General features: G+C 60.6%; 14 protein-coding genes, 1 tRNA gene and 1 pseudogene. 5 read left to right on the top strand and 11 right to left on the bottom strand.

Features of this window, described 5'->3' with window-relative positions; genetic code table 11:
* The first annotated feature begins 118 nt into the window (after window positions 1-118).
* A complete protein-coding gene (locus PSCI_RS06410) occupies window positions 119-1,432 on the top strand; it encodes a GGDEF domain-containing response regulator (RefSeq protein ID WP_052483358.1) in 1,314 nt (437 codons plus the stop codon).
* Window positions 1,433-1,856: 424 nt separating this feature from the next.
* On the opposite strand, the gene PSCI_RS06405 is transcribed toward PSCI_RS06410, so the two are convergent.
* On the bottom strand, window positions 1,857-2,981 hold the full coding sequence (locus tag PSCI_RS06405; protein ID WP_045484325.1) for a Fic family protein: 1,125 nt from the start codon (window positions 2,979-2,981) through the stop codon (window positions 1,857-1,859).
* 81 nt (window positions 2,982-3,062) lie between these two features.
* Window positions 3,063-3,497, bottom strand: a complete 435-nt coding sequence (locus tag PSCI_RS06400) for a hypothetical protein (RefSeq protein WP_045484322.1) — start codon at window positions 3,495-3,497, stop codon at window positions 3,063-3,065.
* A gap of 127 nt (window positions 3,498-3,624) precedes the next feature.
* Between PSCI_RS06400 and PSCI_RS06395 the strand changes: the two genes are divergently transcribed.
* Entirely contained in the window at window positions 3,625-3,918 is a 294-nt protein-coding gene (locus PSCI_RS06395) for a helix-turn-helix domain-containing protein (RefSeq protein ID WP_045484319.1), read from the top strand.
* A 297-nt stretch (window positions 3,919-4,215) separates the two neighbouring features.
* On the opposite strand, the gene PSCI_RS06390 is transcribed toward PSCI_RS06395, so the two are convergent.
* From PSCI_RS06390 to rpsU, 5 genes and pseudogenes are all read right to left on the bottom strand, one after another.
* Window positions 4,216-4,292 (bottom strand) — tRNA-Ile (locus PSCI_RS06390).
* Window positions 4,293-4,308: 16 nt separating this feature from the next.
* Window positions 4,309-6,105, bottom strand: a pseudogene (locus tag PSCI_RS06385) (putative bifunctional diguanylate cyclase/phosphodiesterase); the annotation flags it as partial.
* Window positions 6,106-6,389: 284 nt separating this feature from the next.
* Complete coding sequence (rpoD, locus tag PSCI_RS06380) at window positions 6,390-8,237, bottom strand: RNA polymerase sigma factor RpoD (protein WP_045484316.1); 1,848 nt, start codon at window positions 8,235-8,237, stop codon at window positions 6,390-6,392.
* 67 nt (window positions 8,238-8,304) lie between these two features.
* Window positions 8,305-10,281: a DNA primase gene (dnaG, locus tag PSCI_RS06375; RefSeq protein ID WP_045484313.1), complete on the bottom strand. Its 1,977-nt coding sequence runs from the start codon at window positions 10,279-10,281 to the stop codon at window positions 8,305-8,307.
* Between the two features lie 378 nt (window positions 10,282-10,659).
* Window positions 10,660-10,875, bottom strand: coding sequence for a 30S ribosomal protein S21 (rpsU, locus tag PSCI_RS06370; protein WP_003255575.1), 216 nt, complete (start codon window positions 10,873-10,875; stop codon window positions 10,660-10,662).
* 236 nt (window positions 10,876-11,111) lie between these two features.
* On the opposite strand from rpsU, the gene tsaD reads away from it, so the two are divergent.
* Window positions 11,112-12,137, top strand: a complete 1,026-nt coding sequence (gene tsaD / locus PSCI_RS06365) for a tRNA (adenosine(37)-N6)-threonylcarbamoyltransferase complex transferase subunit TsaD (RefSeq protein ID WP_045484309.1) — start codon at window positions 11,112-11,114, stop codon at window positions 12,135-12,137.
* 49 nt (window positions 12,138-12,186) lie between these two features.
* Here tsaD and plsY read toward each other — a convergent pair whose 3' ends face one another.
* The gene (gene plsY / locus PSCI_RS06360; protein WP_045484306.1) at window positions 12,187-12,756 is read right to left on the bottom strand and encodes a glycerol-3-phosphate 1-O-acyltransferase PlsY; all 570 of its coding nucleotides are present in this window, start codon (window positions 12,754-12,756) and stop codon (window positions 12,187-12,189) included.
* A gap of 74 nt (window positions 12,757-12,830) precedes the next feature.
* On the opposite strand from plsY, the gene folB reads away from it, so the two are divergent.
* Entirely contained in the window at window positions 12,831-13,184 is a 354-nt protein-coding gene (folB, locus tag PSCI_RS06355; RefSeq protein ID WP_045484303.1) for a dihydroneopterin aldolase, read from the top strand.
* Window positions 13,175-13,741 (top strand): 2-amino-4-hydroxy-6-hydroxymethyldihydropteridine diphosphokinase, encoded by a 567-nt coding sequence (folK, locus tag PSCI_RS06350; RefSeq protein ID WP_045484300.1) that lies wholly within the window; start codon window positions 13,175-13,177, stop codon window positions 13,739-13,741. The genes folB and folK overlap by 10 nt, the downstream gene beginning before the upstream one ends.
* 77 nt (window positions 13,742-13,818) lie before the next feature.
* On the opposite strand, the gene PSCI_RS06345 is transcribed toward folK, so the two are convergent.
* From PSCI_RS06345 to PSCI_RS06335, 3 genes are all read right to left on the bottom strand, one after another.
* The gene (locus PSCI_RS06345; protein WP_045484296.1) at window positions 13,819-15,060 is read right to left on the bottom strand and encodes a multifunctional CCA addition/repair protein; all 1,242 of its coding nucleotides are present in this window, start codon (window positions 15,058-15,060) and stop codon (window positions 13,819-13,821) included.
* Between the two features lie 131 nt (window positions 15,061-15,191).
* The gene (locus tag PSCI_RS06340) at window positions 15,192-16,757 is read right to left on the bottom strand and encodes a SpoVR family protein (protein ID WP_045484293.1); all 1,566 of its coding nucleotides are present in this window, start codon (window positions 16,755-16,757) and stop codon (window positions 15,192-15,194) included.
* A complete protein-coding gene (locus PSCI_RS06335) occupies window positions 16,754-18,025 on the bottom strand; it encodes a YeaH/YhbH family protein (protein ID WP_045484290.1) in 1,272 nt (423 codons plus the stop codon). Before PSCI_RS06335 ends, PSCI_RS06340 begins: the two co-directional genes overlap by 4 nt.
* Between the last annotated feature and the right edge of the window lie 134 nt (window positions 18,026-18,159).

Raw genomic sequence — 18,159 nt, 5'->3', positions numbered from 1 at the left:
GGCTGGCCTACATGTTTTGCAAAGCGTGACTAGACTGTGAGCAAACGTGCACGTAGCGATGCGGCCGTTTACCACGGCCCTTTGGCTGGGGCGGTCCGTTGCAGACATGGAGGTAGATGTGCCGTTAGCGCAGGATGAGTCGCTGGAAATTCTGGTGGTCGACGACCAGCAAGATATCCGTGAAGAAATGATCGAGCTGCTGGAAGACCTGGATCGGCCCGTACGCTGCGCCGGTTCCGGGGACGAGGCGCTGGAATGTGTGAGCCGGGGCAACATCGGCCTGGTCCTGATGGATGTCGAGATGCCGCGCATGGGCGGTTTCGAAGCCGCCCGGCGCATGCGTGCCGAGCCGCAAAGCCGTTACACGCCGATCATCTTCATTTCCGGGTTGCGCCAGACCGATGCCGTGCTCAATGAGGGCTATACCTCCGGCGCGGTGGATTTCCTGACCAAGCCGGTACAACCGGCGGTCCTGTTGCACAAGGCCAGGATATTGCTGGAGCACGAACAATACCGGCGCAGCCTGCTGCGGCTGACCCAGCAACTGGAGCAGGAGCGCGCCTTCAACGCCTCGATCCTCGACAACACCGCCGAGGGTATTCTGGTGGTCGGTGATGACGGCCGGGTGCGTTACGCCAACCCGGCCATCACCCGCATGCTCGGCTGTTCCAGTGAAGAACTGCAAGGCAGCGACCTGCTGTCGTGGGTCGAGTCGCCGCACGAAAACAACTGGCAGACCTCGGTGTTCCATGACTCGCGGCAACGCGGCGATAACCTGCGACTGCACGACGCCAACCTGCGCGGCCGGGACGGTAGCAACATTCCGGTGGCGATGTCCTGCTCGCCGTTACCGGGCGAGCAACAGAGCATGACCGTGCTGGCAGTGGACATGTCAGTGGTCCGTGACCTGCACCGGCAACTGGAGCTGCAGGCAATCACCGATGCCCTGACCGGCCTGCTCAACCGTCGTGGCTTCATGCAGGCACTGCACGGCGCCGTGTCCCGCACCCAGCGCACCGGCTCGTTAAGTGCCTTGCTGTATCTGGACCTCGATGGCTTCAAACTGATCAACGACACCCTGAGCCATGAAAAGGGCGACGAAGTGCTGCGCTGGGTCAGCGTCCAGATGCAAGCCTGCCTGCGCCCCTACGACCGTCTGGCGCGCATTGGCGGCGATGAGTTCGCGGTGATCGTCGACAGCATGCACACCCCGGCCGACGCGGCGGCCATTGCGCAGAAACTGATCGAACAGGTCACGGTGGATGAGGGACCGTTTCGCCTGGGCGCGAGCATCGGGATTGCGTTTATCCCGTCCAGCGGCAACCACGTCGAAGACATCCTGCGTGCGGCCGATGCGGCGATGTACGCCGCCAAGCGCGGGGGCAAGGGGCAGTACCGGTTTCATGAGACGGTAGATAACGTGATTACTTGAGGTGGGGCCTGGTCGTTGCGCAAATCGGCGCATAGGGCCAAAGAGGCATTTTCCAGATTACAGATATGACAAAGGCGCCTTACGGCGCCTCATTCACAGACAGGTCGGCTTGTCATCGCCATGTACCTGCCTGGCTCTACGATTGCTAGTTACCCAGGATCCTTAGAGTCTCGCAAGCCCCTTTCGGGAACGGGGTCAACTATACCTGCTACTCGCTGTGATTAAGTAGCCTGTAGTCACAGTGCGACACTGACTTAGCTACCCATCCTGTTCAGATAAGCACCGCAGACCCGGTGGGGTTGGCTTGCCGACGAAGGCGGCGGTAAGTGCACAGCAGATACCGCAGTTTTACCGACCCTTTCACTGGCAACCCGAGCGTGCGCATCTCCCGGGGTGACCAATTCAAGCATGTGTTCGATGAATTTCAGCTCACCGCAATCTGATAACGAGTACTACGCCCACCACCCGGCAGTCGCACAAGACAGCCCTTTTCCATCAGATCACTCAAGTGCCGTGTGGCGGTAGCCTTGGAAACCTTGGCAACGGCCTGATATTGCGCTGCACTGATGCCCTCTTCAAAGCCCCGCTCACCACCATCGAGCAGGCGGTTAAGCACTTTGATTTGCTCTGCCGACAGGGCCTGATCACGATGCGCCTGCCAGAAGCGGGCCTTGGCCAGTACCCGATCGATCCGGGCCAAGGCTTGTTCCAGGCTGTTCAGCAGCGTGCTCAGGAACCATTGCAGCCACGCGGTGATATCCAGGCTGCCTTTCTGGCTGGCCTCAAGAATGCGGTAGTAACCGGCGCGATCTTCCAGAATGCTCGCCGACATTGCATAGAAGCGGATGGCCTGCTGCTCGCTTTGGGCCAGGGCCAGATCGGTGATGGTGCGCGTCAGGCGGCCATTGCCGTCATCGAACGGGTGAAGGGTGACAAACCAGAAATGGGCGATACCGGCGCGTAGCAACGGATCAAGCTGGCTATCGCTGCGGCTGTTCTCGAACCACGCAAGAAACGTATCCAGTTGCTGCTCCAGTCCCTCACGGGGTGGCGCCTCAAAGTGCACGGTAGGCCGATCAAGCCGACCGGAGACAACCTGCATCGGCTCATGGCCGCGCAACGTGCCGATACCGAGCGGGCGAGCTAACAATCCCTCATCAACCGGGAACAGCCAGCGGTGCCAGGCAAACAGCCGCTGCAGATCAAGCGGTTGTGAAGACGTGCCGGTGGCATCCACCAGCAACTCGGCCAACCCTTCAGAGCGAGGCGACACCGGACCTTGCTCGTTAATGCCCAAGCGCCGGGCCAGAGAGGAACGCACCGAGCCAGCATTCAACTGCTCGCCCTCAATGGCTGACGAGGTAATGATATTGCGCAACATGGCATCCAGACGGCTCTGCGCCTCGGCATCCGCACTGACGGCACCGACCATACCGAGCAAACGACCCTGAGCCATCGTGCAGGCACGCAGCAGCGGCGCCAGTATGTCGGCTTGCCAATTAAAATGCGGCCATTGGGGCTGCTGCCAGATCCAGAAGGGGTTCTGCATAGCATTCTCGCTCATGAGCCGATTAGAGAGCCTATTCGGCTCATCGAATGAGCTTATAGTGCTGGATATTCGGCTCACTGTCTAACGTACATCCATAACAGCCAACTGCTCACGTATCTCACTAGCCGTTAAACCTCGGGTTTCCACCATCATGCCCGGCGCCCGAATCCTGGCAATCTCCGCATCGGTCAGCCCGTTACTGCGCAAACTGTCCGCCCAGCGCTGCAAGCGAGCCGGAGCCGTGTGTCGCGCATTCGGCCCCTTGGCGCGCAGGCAGGCTTTGCATGTGTCGTCAGGAGAAGGGCGGTTGGCCCACGTGCCGGGGCGTCGGTACTCGAACAGACCGCAGTCGCATCGGCATAGCCAGACCGTGCCTTTGCCGGAGCGGCTGGAGCGATACCAGGCGATTGCCGTCAGGGTGCCGCGGCGCTTGCCGGTGTGATCGGCGGCGTTGTCGGGGCGGGGTGAGAGGGTAGGTAGATGGTTGAGAGTGATTGGGGATATGTGATGGCTCATGAACTCCTCCTTGGATGGACGATGAGGATGGGTTGATCGCATAAAGATGCGTTTCGTTACCGGATGCATACTTCCTGTTCTGGTTTTTGTGCAACGTGTTGAATGCTCATTTTTTGAGCAGCCACAGATGGACTACAACGTTGCCTTCGGCACAACCTTCAAGCGCCTGCGACGGCTAAAGGGCCTGACCCAGGAAGACTTCGGTGCGGTGGTCAGCGAGCGCTATGTCCGGATGCTGGAAAAGGGCGAGTACTCGCCGACGCTGGGGACCATTGGGGATCTTGCGCAGGTTCTGGGTGTGAGCCCGATTGCGTTGATCGCGCTTGTGCAGGCGGAGTTTCTTGGTGCGGATGTGGGGAAGTTGATGGATGAGGCGCTGGGTGATGTGCTGGGCTTTGCTGAGCCGATGTCACAGGACTGAGTTGCGGCTACTGCTTTCGAGTATGCGATGCGGCCAAGGGGGCCTTGAGTGTTTATCTCTAAATAACGTGTCGCTGTTTTTGAGTTTTAGCGACACGTTGTGCCCTTATGTCGCTGGTGGCGACCTATGTGCGCGACGTATTTTTTGCGGTATGCAAGTTCTGAAGCGTCTTGCCCGCCGGCTGGCTGAGTGGCGAAGGTGCGGACGTTTTGTGGACGATGAGAGGGGGCGAGACGAGATGAGCGACGCTTCCCGCAAGATACAAAAAAGCCGCGCAATGCGCGGCTTTCGATTTTCTGGTGGGCCCACACGGACTCGAACCGTGGACCAAAGGATTATGAGTCCTCTGCTCTAACCAACTGAGCTATAGGCCCTTTTGCAGGTCGCGGATTATAACGGTGCTTGGCGGGCGGCACCATCGGCATTTTCCAAAAACCTCGTTACAACACATTTTTCCTGAAAGTCCTCCGCCGCCAGCGGGGCGCCGATGAGTGGCCCCTGGAGCTGCCGGCAGCCTTCCGCTTCCAGCACCCGCCGTTGTTCCGGGGTTTCGATGCCTTCGGCGATGACGGTCAGTTGCAGGCTGTGGCCCAGGGCGATGATGGCGCGGACGATGGCGGTGTCGTGGCGGTCTTCGGGCAGGCTGCGGATGAAGCTGCGGTCGATTTTCAGGGCGTCCAGCGGCAGGCGTTTAAGGTAGCCCAGTGAGGAATGGCCGGTGCCGAAGTCGTCGATCGCCAGGCGGATGCCCAGGCGTTTGAGGCTGTGCAGCACGCTGAGGGTGTGTTCGGGCTGGTTCATGATGCTTTGTTCGGTGATTTCCAGTTGCAGGCTGGCAGGTTTCAGGCGAAAGGCGCTGAGCAGTTGCAGCATCCGCTCGGGCAGTTGCGGCTGGCGCAGTTGGGCGCTGGTCAGGCTGATGGCCAGCGGGCCGAAGCCGGGTTGTTGTTTTTGCCAGTGCTGCAGTTGTCGGCACGCGGTTTCCATCAGCCATTCGCCGATCTGGCGGCTGCTGCCGCTGGCTTCGGCCAGTGGCATGAAGTGTTCGGGCGTCAGCAGGCCGAGTTGCGGGTGGTTCCAGCGCAGTTGCACGGCGGCGCCGCTCAGGCGCTGGTCGGGCAGGCTGATGCGCGGCTGGAAGCTCAGGCTTAGCTGGTGGTTGTCGATGGCCTGTTGGAGTTGCTGTTCCAGGGCGATGCGCTCGCGGCGGCGTACGCTGAGGTCGTGGCTGTAGCGTTCCACGCAGTTACGGCCTTTGGCTTTGGCGCGGTACATGGCGGCATCGGCGTTTTTGAGCAGGGTGGCGCTGTCCAGGCCGTCATCGGGGAACAGGCTGATGCCGATGCTGGCACCGATCACCAGTTGGTGTTCGCCAGCGGGCAGGGGCGTCTGCAGGCTGGTCAGCAGTTTGCTGGCGATGCTCTGGGCGTCGCTGGCTTGCAGCAGGCCGGGCAACAGGACCACGAATTCGTCGCCGCCCAAGCGGGCCACGGTATCGATGTCGCGCAGGTTGTCTTTGAGGCGCTGGGCCAGGCTTTTCAGCAGCAGGTCACCTACGGCGTGGCCGAGGGTGTCGTTGACGGGTTTGAAGCGGTCCAGGTCGATGAACAGCACCGCGCCGAGGCTGGCGGAGTCCTGGCTGTGTTGCAGGGCGCTGCTCAGGCGGTTTTCGAACAGGGTGCGGTTGGGCAGGCCGGTCAGCGGGTCGTGGTGGGCCTGGTGGTCGAGGCGGGCGGCGGAGCGTTTGAGGTCGGAGATGTCGGCAAACACAGCGATGAAGTGGCTGATAGTGCCGTCGGCGTCGCGTTGGGTGTTGATGCTCAGCCAACTGGGGTAGGTGTCGCCGTTCTGGCGGCGGTTGCAGATTTCGCCTTGCCATTGGCCTTCGGCGTTGAGCTTGTGCCACATGGCGGCGAAGAACGCGCTGTCGTGCTGGCCGGAGGCAAGCAGGCGGGGTGTCTGGTTGAGGGCTTGTTGTTCGCTGTAGCCGGTGATGATGCTGAACGCCGCGTTGACCGCCAGGATGCGCTGGTGGGTGTCGGTGATCATTACCGCAGCGGTACTGTGTTCAAAGGCCGTGGCGGCGAGCTGCAGGCGGTTGTCCGGCTCGTGGGCCAGTGCGGCAGGTAAGGGTGCCGGGGAACTGTCGATTGACGGGCAAGCGTCGAGGTCGAGTATAAGTCCATGCATGAATGCACATCCTTGTTGAAGCGGGCGAGTGAGGCCGGCTACAACAGGGGGCCGGTGCGCACAGGTTTTTTGCCCGTGGCGTACATAGGTGTAGGACATATTTGCCGGGCTTGCCGGGTAAATGATGATTGGTGGGATTGGGGAGGTATGTAAGAGCTGCTTTGCTGCGAAGCTTCGCGGATAAAACGGATCGCCGCCCGGCCGGTCCTACAGGGTTATGGGTAGGGCTCAGAAACGCAAAACCCCCGGCAAGCCGGGGGTTCTGGTGAACGCTGAAGCGCTTACTCGTCCAGGAACGAGCGCAGGTGCTCGCTACGGGTCGGGTGGCGCAGCTTGCGCAGCGCCTTGGCTTCGATCTGACGGATACGCTCACGGGTCACGTCGAATTGCTTGCCGACTTCTTCCAGCGTGTGGTCGGTGTTCATGTCGATACCGAAACGCATACGCAGGACTTTGGCTTCGCGGGCGGTGAGGCCCGACAGCACTTCGCGGGTGGCTTCCTTGAGGCTCTCTACGGTCGCCACGTCAATTGGCGACTGCATGGTGGAGTCCTCGATGAAGTCGCCCAGATGCGAATCTTCGTCGTCACCGATCGGGGTTTCCATGGAGATCGGCTCTTTGGCGATCTTCAGTACCTTGCGGATCTTGTCCTCAGGCATTTCCATGCGCTCGCCCAGCTCTTCCGGGGTCGGTTCACGACCCATTTCCTGCAGCATCTGCCGGGAAATACGGTTGAGCTTGTTGATCGTCTCGATCATGTGCACCGGAATACGGATGGTGCGCGCCTGGTCGGCAATCGACCGGGTGATGGCCTGACGGATCCACCAGGTGGCGTAGGTCGAGAACTTGTAGCCGCGACGGTATTCGAACTTGTCCACCGCCTTCATCAGACCAATGTTGCCTTCCTGGATCAGGTCGAGGAATTGCAGGCCACGGTTGGTGTACTTCTTGGCGATGGAGATCACCAGACGCAGGTTCGCCTCGACCATTTCTTTCTTGGCGCGGCGGGCCTTGGCCTCACCGATCGACATGCGACGGTTGATGTCCTTGATTTCAGCAACGGTCAGGCCGGTTTCTTCTTCAAGGTCGCGCAGCTTCTGCTGGCAACGCTTGATGTCAGGCTGGAAGCGCACGATGGCTTCGCCATGCTTGCTCTTGCTGTTGGCCAGCGAGTCGCTCCAGGCCAGGTCAACTTCGTTGCCAGGGAACTGGCGCAGGAAGTCGGCACGTGGCATGCGGGCATCACGCACACACAGTTGCATGATGGCGCGCTCTTGGGCACGCAGGCGCTCCAGAGCACCACGGACGCGTTCGACCAGCACTTCGAATTGCTTCGGCACCAGCTTGATCGGCATGAACAGATCAGCCAGGGCCAGCATTTCAGCGATGGCCTGCTTGTCGTCACGGCCTTTTTTCAGGGCCTTGAGGGCGATTGCCAACTGGTCGGCAACAGCACCGAAACGCTGCTGGGCAACGACCGGGTCCGGACCGCTCTCGGCCTCTTCCTCGTCGTCGCCGCTTTCGGACTCTTCGTCTTCGTCGTCGTCACCTTCGGCAGCCTTGGCGGTCTTTTCGTCCATTGGCGGCGGCACTTCGGCTGGCGGCGCAATGCCGTCATCCGGGTCGATGTAGCCGCTCAGGACGTCGGACAGCCGACCGCCTTCGCTGGTGACGCGAGTGTATTCGGAGAGGATGTATTCGACGGTGCCAGGGAAATGGGAGATAGCGCCCATGACTTCCCGGATACCTTCCTCGATGCGTTTGGCGATTTCGATCTCGCCTTCGCGGGTCAGAAGCTCGACCGTACCCATTTCGCGCATGTACATGCGCACCGGGTCGGTGGTGCGGCCGATGTCGCTTTCTACCGCCGCCAACGCTGCGGCGGCTTCTTCAGCGGCTGCTTCGTCGGTGTCGGCATCGGCCAGCATGAGGGCGTCTGCATCCGGAGCACTCTCGTGGACCGGGATCCCCATGTCGTTGATCATGCGGATGATGTCTTCCACCTGCTCAGGATCTGAAATATCCTCAGGCAAGTGGTCGTTGACCTCTGCGTAAGTCAGATACTTCTGCTCACGACCCAGGGTGATCAACTCTTTAATACGAGACTGCTGTTGCGCTTTTCCGGACATAACACCCTATCCACTGAAGGTCTTGGCGGGCAAAAAACAAGCCGAGGATTATACCCGAGCTAGGACCTCACGCGCCAGTTGAGGTCGGGTTTTGTGTCTGCTCTTTGCGACAAAGCAGACTCAAGAGCTGGATTTTTTCATCTGCAGTCAGCCCGGTCTGCTTTTCCTTGGTGATCAAACGGTCCAGGAGTCGCTCGCGTTGGCGGGCGGTTAACCTAGTTATAGTGTCGAAAAACTGTTGTTCAAGGTTGTCGGCCTCGATCAACCATTCCTTTTCGGCCAGTGCGCGCAGCAAACGGCCCTGTTCGGTGCCGTGCCAGCGGGCTATCAACTGTAACGACCGCAACCCCGGATTCTTTTGCCGGGCTTCGATCAAAGCGACCAGCAGCTGCGCCTGGAAATTGTCTTCATCGGCAAACCGGCTCGCATTGTCGACCTTTTCGGCCAGTTCCGGGTGGTGCAGCAAGGTGCGCAGAGCGGTCTGCATCGGTTGCTCGACCGTAACCGGCGTGCGCGGCTTGCGTTGTTCAAAGTCCTGACCCTGGCCTTTCTTGTTCCAGGGCTTGCCGTCCCATTTTTTCTGATTCTGACGACCGGCACCGCCGCCACCTCTGGGCGGCGTCCACTGCGGCTCCTGATCGTAGGCTTCATAGCCGCCCGCCGGAGCAAAGTCGGCGTAGTCAGGCATGCCGTTGTAGTCAGCATGGCTGTCATGGGCCGGCATGCTCTGCGCCGGGGCATTGTGCGCCATCTGGCTCATGGCCTCGCCGCTGAGCCCGGTAATCTCGCTAAGGCGCTGGCGCATCAGGGTGCGCAGGTTGGCGCCGGGGACTTTTTCGATCAGCGGCGCGGCCAGCGTTACCAGGTGTGCCTTGCCCTCCAGTGAGCGCGGATCGGCCTCATGGGTCAGTTGTTCGAAAAAGTAATCAGCCAGCGGTTGTGCATGCTGGTTGATCCGCGCCTTGAAGGCGTCCGTGCCTTCGGCGCGCACCAGGGTGTCCGGGTCTTCGCCTTCGGGCAGAAACAGAAAGCGTGCCTTGCGCCCGTCCTGCAGGCTCGACAGCGTCGCTTCCAGTGCGCGCCAGGCGGCATTGCGACCGGCCTGGTCGCCGTCGAAGCAAAACAATACGCTGGGCACCACGCGAAACAGCCGCTTGAGGTGTTCTTCGCTGGTGGCGGTGCCCAGCGTGGCGACGGCATTGCGCAGGCCTTGCTGGGCCAGGGCAATGACGTCCATGTAGCCCTCGACGACGATGATTTCGTCGAGGTTGCGATTGAATTTGCGCGCCTCATACAGGCCGTACAGTTCCTGGCCTTTGTGAAACACCGGGGTTTCCGGTGAGTTCAGGTACTTGGGCTTGTCGTCGCCGAGCACCCGGCCACCAAAGGCGATCACCCGACCTCGGCTGTCGCGGATCGGAAACATCACCCGGTCGCGGAAGCGGTCGTAACGCTTGCCGGTCTCGGTGTTTTCGATCAGCAGTCCTGCGTCGATCATCACCTTCTGTTGCAGGCTGTCACTGCTCAGGTGTTTGTAGAGGTTGTCCCAGCCGGGTGGGGCAAAGCCCATGCCGAAGTCGCGGGCGATTTCACCCGACAGGCCGCGGCCTTTGAGGTAATCGACGGCAGCTTTGCGCGCCGGGTGGTTTTTGAGTGCCTGGCGGTAGAACTCGGCGGCGGCTTCCAGCAACGGGTACAGCGGCGAATCGGTTGGCTGGCGCGGTTTCTGGCCGCGCACGCTCTGCTCGCGCGGCACTTCCATGCCAGCGGCCTTGGCCAGTTCTTCGACAGCCTGGGGAAAGTCCAGGTTGTCGTGGTCCATGATGAAGCCCAGCGCGTTACCGCCCGCGCCACAACCGAAGCAGTAGTAGAACTGCTTGTCGGGGCTGACGCTGAACGACGGGCTCTTTTCCTTGTGGAACGGGCAGCAGGCCACATGGTTTTTGCCGGCCTTCTTGAGTTGCACGCGCGAACTCACCACGTCGACGATATCGGTGCGGTTCAGGAGGTCGTCAATGAAACTCTGGGGAATCAACCCGGCCATGGCGTTCTCATCAGGCGAAATGCGGTGTTACAGCGCTCGTCATTGTGCGGTATGAATGACGTCAATGCACTCGGCCCTGATACGACAGGGAGCTTTGTTGAGGTGCTTTTTTGAAAGATGCGCTTGAGCCGGCCCTGGTGTGGCCGGTTGAAACGTAGCCCCGTTGGCTTTAAGCGAGAAAAGTCGCGAGGGCATAACGTCTTTGTGCGTTGAAGCGCTTTACAGGAAAACGCATCGCACGGCCTGGAGTCAGGCTGGAAGTGCGCTGACCAAACCCGCTTGCTCAGGCAATGCCTGATGGGTTTTGTCAGTAAACAACAACTGCCGACAGCCCGGCTTATGGCCGGGCAAGGCAGAAGCTTGCGGCGTCAGTCTGTATTAGTACAGACGAACGGCGCGGCGCTGTTCGCGCTGAACTTTCTTGGCGTGACGCTTTACGGCTGCCGCTGCTTTGCGCTTACGCTCTGCAGTTGGCTTCTCGTAGAATTCACGGCTGCGAACTTCAGCCAGAACACCGGCTTTTTCGCAGGAGCGCTTGAAACGACGCAGAGCTACGTCGAAGGGTTCGTTCTCTTTTACTTTGACGGCTGGCATCCAGAGCTACCTTCATTCATTACCGGGGGGCAACGCTTCGTGCAAACGTTGCACTGAATACGTCGGTTTTTAAGGGTTGCGGATGTTACCCCTTCGTCAGCAGGAATGCAAAGCCTCTGATCGAAAAGCACTGGTCGGCATGCGGGTCGGCGACTATGATGCGCGCCTTCTTGAGGCTGAGCGCTCAGGCTTTTGCGCGGTCTCGTCAAGTTTGCCCCCCTGAAAAGGCGCACCCCATGCTAGTACTGGGATTAGAAACTTCCTGCGATGAAACCGGCGTCGCATTATACGACAGCGAGCGCGGCCTGCTGGCCGACGCGCTGTTCAGCCAGATCGACCTGCACCGGGTGTATGGCGGTGTGGTGCCCGAGCTGGCCTCGCGCGATCACGTCAAGCGCATGCTGCCGCTGATTCGTCAGGTGCTGGCCGAAGCCGACTGCGTGGCCACCGATATCGACGCCATTGCCTACACGGCCGGCCCCGGGCTGGTCGGCGCGTTGCTGGTCGGTGCGTCGTGTGCGCAAGCGCTGGCGTTTGCCTGGGACATTCCGGCGCTGGGCGTGCATCACATGGAAGGCCATCTGCTGGCACCGATGCTTGAAGCCCAGCCACCCGAGTTTCCGTTCGTTGCTTTGCTGGTTTCCGGTGGTCACACCCAACTGGTCCGGGTCGATGGCATCGGTGAATACGAACTGATGGGCGAGTCGCTGGATGACGCGGCCGGTGAAGCCTTCGACAAGACCGCCAAGATGATGGGCCTGCGCTACCCTGGCGGCCCGGAAATTGCCCATTTGGCGAGCAAGGGCGTGCCAGGGCGTTTTACTTTTCCGCGGCCGATGACCGATCGTCCGGGCCTGACGTTCAGCTTCAGCGGCCTGAAAACCTCGGCGCTCAACACCTGGCAGCAGTGCCAGGCGTCTGGCGACGACAGCGAACAAACCCGTTGCGACATCTCGCTGGCCTTCCAGCAGGCGGTGGTGGACACTTTGACCATCAAGTGCAAGCGGGCACTCAAACAGGCCGGGCTCAAGAGCCTGGTGATCGCCGGTGGTGTGAGCGCCAACAAGGCGCTGCGTGCGTCGCTGGAGAGCATGCTGGGTGAGATGAACGGCCAGGTTTTCTACGCACGGCCACAGTTCTGTACGGACAACGGCGCGATGATCGCCTATGCCGGCTGCCAGCGGTTGCTGGCCGGGCAGAAGGAAGGGCTTGGGATCAGTGTTCAGGCCCGCTGGCCGATGGAGCAGTTGCCGAGCCTGTGAGCGGGCGACGTGCAGCGGTTTTGGTGCTGATCAATTTTCATACGGGCATTCAAAAATGTCGTTCGCGTCCTTCGAGCAGGTCGCGTAGATTGCCGCGATGACGCCAGACAATCAGCAGGGTCAGGACGCTGACTGGCAGCAGCACTCTGGGTTCCTGCCAGGCCAGCAGTGGCAGGGTCAGGGGCGTGGCGATCAATGCCGCCAGCGAGCTGGTGCGGGTCAGATGAAAGGTCAGTAGCCAGATGAGCGCAGCCAGCAAGGCCGCCGGCGGATACAGCCCGAGCAGCATGCCGGCGGCGGTGGCGACACCCTTGCCACCCTGAAAGCGGAAGTACAGCGGAAACAGATGCCCCAGCACCGCGCAGACACCGATCCAGGCCTGCTCGTTGTGGCTCAGGCCGCAGTAGTCGGCGATCAGCACAGGCAACAGGCCTTTGCAAAGATCGCCCGCCAGCGTCAGGATGGCGAGTTTCTTGCCGGCCAGGCGCAGCATGTTGGTTGCCCCGGCGTTGCCTGAGCCGCTGGCACGTGGGTCCGGGCTGCCAGTGAGGCGGCTGAGCAGGATGGCGAAGGACAGTGAGCCGAGCAGGTAGGCGAATATCGCCAGTAACCAAAACATGCTAACCATTCCGGGCGAGGATGCCCTGATTCTAACGGCGCATCGCGCCCTTGTCGTGCAGTGGAGAGTAGTGCTTGGACAGAGTGTTCATCGAAGGGCTGGAAGTTGACACCGTCATCGGCGCCTACGATTGGGAGCGCAGCATTCGTCAGTGCCTGCGTCTGGACTTGAGTTTCGCCTGGGATAACCGCCCGGCAGCCGAGAACGACGACCTGAGCAAGGCACTGGATTACGCCAGTGTGTCCGAGCGCATCCAGGCTTTTGCTGCGCAGAGCCAGTTCCAGTTGGTCGAGACGTTTGCCGAACGGCTGGCCGAGGTGTTGATGAGTGAGTTCAACATTCCGTGGTTGCACATCAAACTGACCAAGCCCGGCGCCGTTGCCGCCGCCAAGGGTGTGGGCGTGGAGATCGAGCGCGGATGTCGCTGACGCGGATTTTCCTGGGCCTGGGCAGCAATATCGAGCGCGAACGGCACCTGGCAGCCGGGCTTGATGCCCTGGCCGGGTTTCTTACCGACCTGAATTGCTCGCCCGTGTTCGAAAGCCATGCGGTGGGGATCAAGAGCGGGCCGTTCTTCAATCTGGTGGTTTCGGCGCTGACTGATCTGCCGCTGATTGAACTGGACCGCCGGTTGAAATTCATCGAGGCAGATAACGGCCGTTACGCGCCTGATCGCGTCGGTTTGCCGCTGGATATCGACGTGTTGCTGTACGGTGATCTGGTCGGCAATTTCGACGGGCTGATCCTGCCGCGCGCTGAAATTCTCAAAAATGCCTTTGTTTTGTGGCCGTTGTCATTGATCGCCCCGGAGCGTGTGCATCCGGGAACTGGGCAGTCGTTTGTCGAGCTCTGGGCCGGCGCCCAGATCGACCAGCAATTGTGGCCGGTGGCGTTTGAATGGCGGGGGCAGGCTTTGACGCCACCGGAGCTGCTTGAGACCGCTCTGTCGCACGGTAAACACGGCGCATCGCAGGAGCCGCTTTAGCGGCGAAGCCTTCGCGGCTGAAGCCGCTCCTACGGGGGCAGATGTTTACCGCAAGAGCAGCCGGGCGGCGCTCTGTTTCAGCCCTGAAGTCCTTGCTGATACTCGGCCTTGTAGATCTTCAGCCGATCCAGCCGCGCTTCTTTCAGCGCATTGCCCAGTTCCTGGCCTTTGAGGCCTTTTTCCAGTAGCGGTTGTACCGACACGGCGCGTGCGGTTTCGGCGGCGCCCTGCAGGTAGCTTGCCTGTGGATAATCGCGCTGTTCGAACCCCAGCCGGCCGCGAGCGTCCATTTCGCAGGCGCAGATAAACTCCTGGAACCGCTGCGGGCGCCGGTACACGTCGAAGCTCTGCAGCAGCTCCAGCAGGGTCGAGGGCTTTAGCTCCAGTGCCCGGTGCCCATGGGTGTGGTACTGGCCGACCAGCAGTGCCAACTCCTGGCATTCCCGAGGCGCGCGAAACCGTTCGTTGAGTGCCTTGATCAGTGGCAGGCCGGTGTGTTCATGGGCGATGTGCCGGGGCCATTCGCTTTCCGGGGTGACGCCTTTGCCCAGGTCATGCAGCAGGCAGGCCCAGCGTACGCTCAGTGGTTGCTGGTGCCGTGCGGTCTGTTGCAAAACGTTCAGTACATGCTCACCGGTGTCGATCTCGGGGTGATGTGCCTCGGGCTGCGGTACGCCAAACAAGGCTTCGACCTCTGGCATCAGTTCTTTGAGCGCGCCGCAGTCGTGCAGCACTCGAATGAACACCTCAGGGTGGTCCTCCATCAGGGCGCGGGAGATTTCTTTCCAGCTGCGCTCCGGCGTCAACGCCTGAAGTTCGCCCGACTCGCTGAGCTGGCGCATCAGGTCCATGGTTTCGGGCGCGATGCTGAACCCATGACCGGCGTAACGTGCCGCAAAGCGGGCGACGCGCAGCACGCGCAGGGGATCTTCGGCAAAGGCCGGGGACACATGACGGAGTATGCGGGCCTCAAGGTCGTGCTGGCCGCCGTAGGGGTCGGTCAGGTTGCCGTCCTTGTCTTCGGCCATCGCGTTGATGGTCAGGTCGCGACGGATCAGGTCCTGTTCCAGCGTAACCTCGGGGCTGGCATGAAAGACGAAGCCGCCGTAGCCGACCCCGCTCTTGCGCTCGGTACGCGCCAGGGCATGTTCTTCACCGGTCAGGGGATGGAGGAATACCGGAAAGTCCGTGCCCACCGGGCGATAGCCCTTGATCAGCATTTCGTCGCTGGTCGCGCCGACCACGACCCAGTCGATATCGGTGACGGGTTGCCCCAGCAAGCGGTCGCGCACGGCGCCGCCGACTTTATAGATCTGCATAAGAACCTCCGTAAGCCCGACAGGATAAACCCTGTGTGGGGCTGACGGAGGTTAAAAGTGCATGACGATCTTTCTGAAACCTCCCCAAACGACCTGCTGGCTGCCGCGCTTAGGTTGTTGCAGCCGCCCTTTCAGAGGTGGTGGACCACCGCCAGATCCAGGCGCGGGTATTCGCTTTCGGCACCCTCGCCACGGGGCGGCACGTGATGGGTCTTGACCACCTGGTCGCCCTGCAGGGTTTCCAGATGTACGTCAAAGCCCCACAGGCGATGCAGGTGCTTGAGTACCTCGTCAGTGGACTCGCCCAGCGGCTTGCGGTTGTATTGCTGATGGCGCAGGGTCAGCGAGCGGTCGCCGCGTCGGTCGATGCTATAGATCTGCACATTGGGTTCGCGGTTGCCGAGGTTGTACTGCGCGGCCAGGGTTTCGCGGATGGTGCGGTAACCGTCCTCGTCATGAATGGCCGGCACCAGCAGTTCATCTTTCTGGTCGTCGTCCATGATGCTGAACAGCTTCAGGTCGCGCATGACCTTGGGTGACAGGTACTGGAGGATGAAGCTCTCGTCCTTGAAGCTGCTCATGGCGAACTTGATGGTGCTCAGCCAGTCGCCACCGGCAATGTCCGGGAACCAGCGGCGGTCTTCTTCGGTGGGGTTCTCGCAAATCCGGCGGATATCCTGAAACATCGAGAAGCCCAGGGTGTAGGGGTTGATGCCGCTGTAATAGGGGCTGTCAAAACCCGGCTGATAGATCACGCTGGTGTGCGATTGGAGGAACTCGAACATGAAGCCGTCGGTGACCAGGCCCTCGTCGTAGAGGTCGTTGATCAGTGTGTAGTGCCAGAAGGTCGCCCAGCCTTCGTTCATCACCTGGGTCTGGCGCTGTGGATAGAAGTACTGCGCGATCTTGCGCACGATGCGCACCACCTCACGCTGCCAGGGCTCCAGCAACGGGGCGTGTTTCTCGATGAAGTAGAGGATGTTTTCCTGCGGCTCGGCCGGGAAGCGGGCGTTGTCTGACTGGCTGTTTTTCCCTGCGTTTTTCGGGATGGTGCGCCACAGGTCGTTGATCTGCCGTTGCAGGTGTTCTTCACGGTCTTTTTGCCGGCGGCGCTCTTCCTCGGCGGAGATCGGATACGGCCGCTTGTAGCGGTCCACGCCGTAGTTCATCAGTGCGTGGCACGAGTCGATCAGGTCTTCGACGGCATCGATACCGTGGCGTTCTTCGCACTGGGTGATGTACTGCTTGGCGAACACCAGATAATCGATGATCGAGCTGGCATCGGTCCAGGTGCGAAACAGGTAGTTGCCCTTGAAGAAACTGTTATGCCCGTAGCAGGCGTGGGCCACCACCAGTGCCTGCATGCAGATGGTGTTCTCTTCCATCAGGTAGGCGATGCACGGGTCGGAGTTGATGACGATCTCGTAGGCCAGGCCCATTTGCCCGCGGGAATAGGATTTCTCGGTGCTCAGGAACTGCTTGCCGTAGGACCAGTGATGGTAGCCCAGCGGCATGCCGACCGAAGCGTAGGCGTCCATCATCTGTTCGGCAGTAATAACCTCGATCTGGTTGGGGTAGGTGTCCAGGGCGTAACGGTCGGCAATACGGCTGATTTCACGGTCGTAGGCCTGGATCAGTTCGAATGTCCACTCTGACCCCGTGGAGAGGGGCTGGCGTTTCTGATCTCTAGCGGTCATGTCACTAACCTGCGCTGGAAGAGTTCACGGAATACCGGGTAGATATCACCGGCGGAAACCAGTTGCTGTTGGGCGAAGGTGTCGGCGAACTCTTCGCCGATGCGTTCGTATTCGAACCACAGCGCTTGGTGCTCGCGCGGGGTGATCTCCACATAGGTGTAGTACTGCACGAACGGCATGATCTGCTTGGTGAGAATTTCCCGGCAAATGGGCGAGTCGTCGTTCCAGTTGTCGCCATCGGAAGCCTGTGCGGCGTAGATGTTCCACTCGCTGGCCGGGTAACGCTCGGCCATGATCTCCTGCATCAGTTTCAGAGCGCTGGAAACGATGGTGCCGCCGGTTTCGCGTGAATAGAAAAACTCTTCTTCGTCGACTTCCCGGGCACTGGTGTGGTGACGGATGAACACGACTTCGATCTTGTCGTAGTTACGCTTGAGAAACAGGTACAGCAGGATGAAGAAGCGCTTGGCGACGTCCTTGGTGGCCTGGGTCATGGAGCCGGATACGTCCATCAGGCAGAACATCACGGCCTTGGAGCTGGGGTTGGGTTGCTTGACCAGCAGGTTGTATTTGAGGTCAAAGGTATCCAGGTAAGGAACGCGACGAATACGGCCCTTGAGCCGTTCTATTTCTGTTTCAAGTTCCTGGATATCGCCGAAGTTGTCCGGCTCTTCCAGCTTGATTCGCTCAAGTTCGGCCTGGGCCTGCTTGAGCTTGGCGCGGCTGCTGCCGGACAGCGCAATGCGCCGCGCATGAGCCGAGCGCAGGGTGCGGATGATGTTGATGCGTGAAGGGTTGCCCTCGTTGCTGATCCCTGCACGTACGGTCTTGAAGGTGTCGGTGCCGGTGAGGTTGCGCTTGACCAGGTTGGGCAGCTCGAGGTCTTCGAACATGAACTCCAGAAACTCTTCCTGAGTGATCTGGAACACGAACTCGTCCATGCCTTCGCCGCTGTTGCTGGCCTTGCCGGCTCCTTTACCGGCGCCACCGCCTTGCGGCCGGGCGATGCGCTCGCCTGCGGTGAATTCCTTGTTGCCGGGATGCACCACGGTCTGTTTGCCGCCGCGCCCGTGGTGCAGCACTGGCTCGTCGATATCGCGGCCAGGAATGCTGATCTGTTCGCCATGTTCCATATCGGTGATGGAACGACGGCTGACGGCTTCTTCCACCGCCTTCTTGATGTGGTCACGGTAACGCCGCAGGAAACGCTGGCGGTTCACCGTGCTCTTGTTCTTGCCATTGAGGCGTCGGTCGATCACATAGCTCATACGGGCCCCTTAGGGGAGCTGCAAGCTCCAAGCTACAAGCTGCAAGTTAGACTGTCGAAACGCCGGCTTCACGCGACCATCGGTCAGTGCGTCGAACCTGTGAGGACGACGCACTGACGTGCTGGCCACTCGAA

The organism is Pseudomonas sp. StFLB209, from assembly GCF_000829415.1.
Lineage (GTDB): Bacteria > Pseudomonadota > Gammaproteobacteria > Pseudomonadales > Pseudomonadaceae > Aquipseudomonas.
This window is presented reverse-complemented; position numbering and strand designations above follow the sequence as displayed.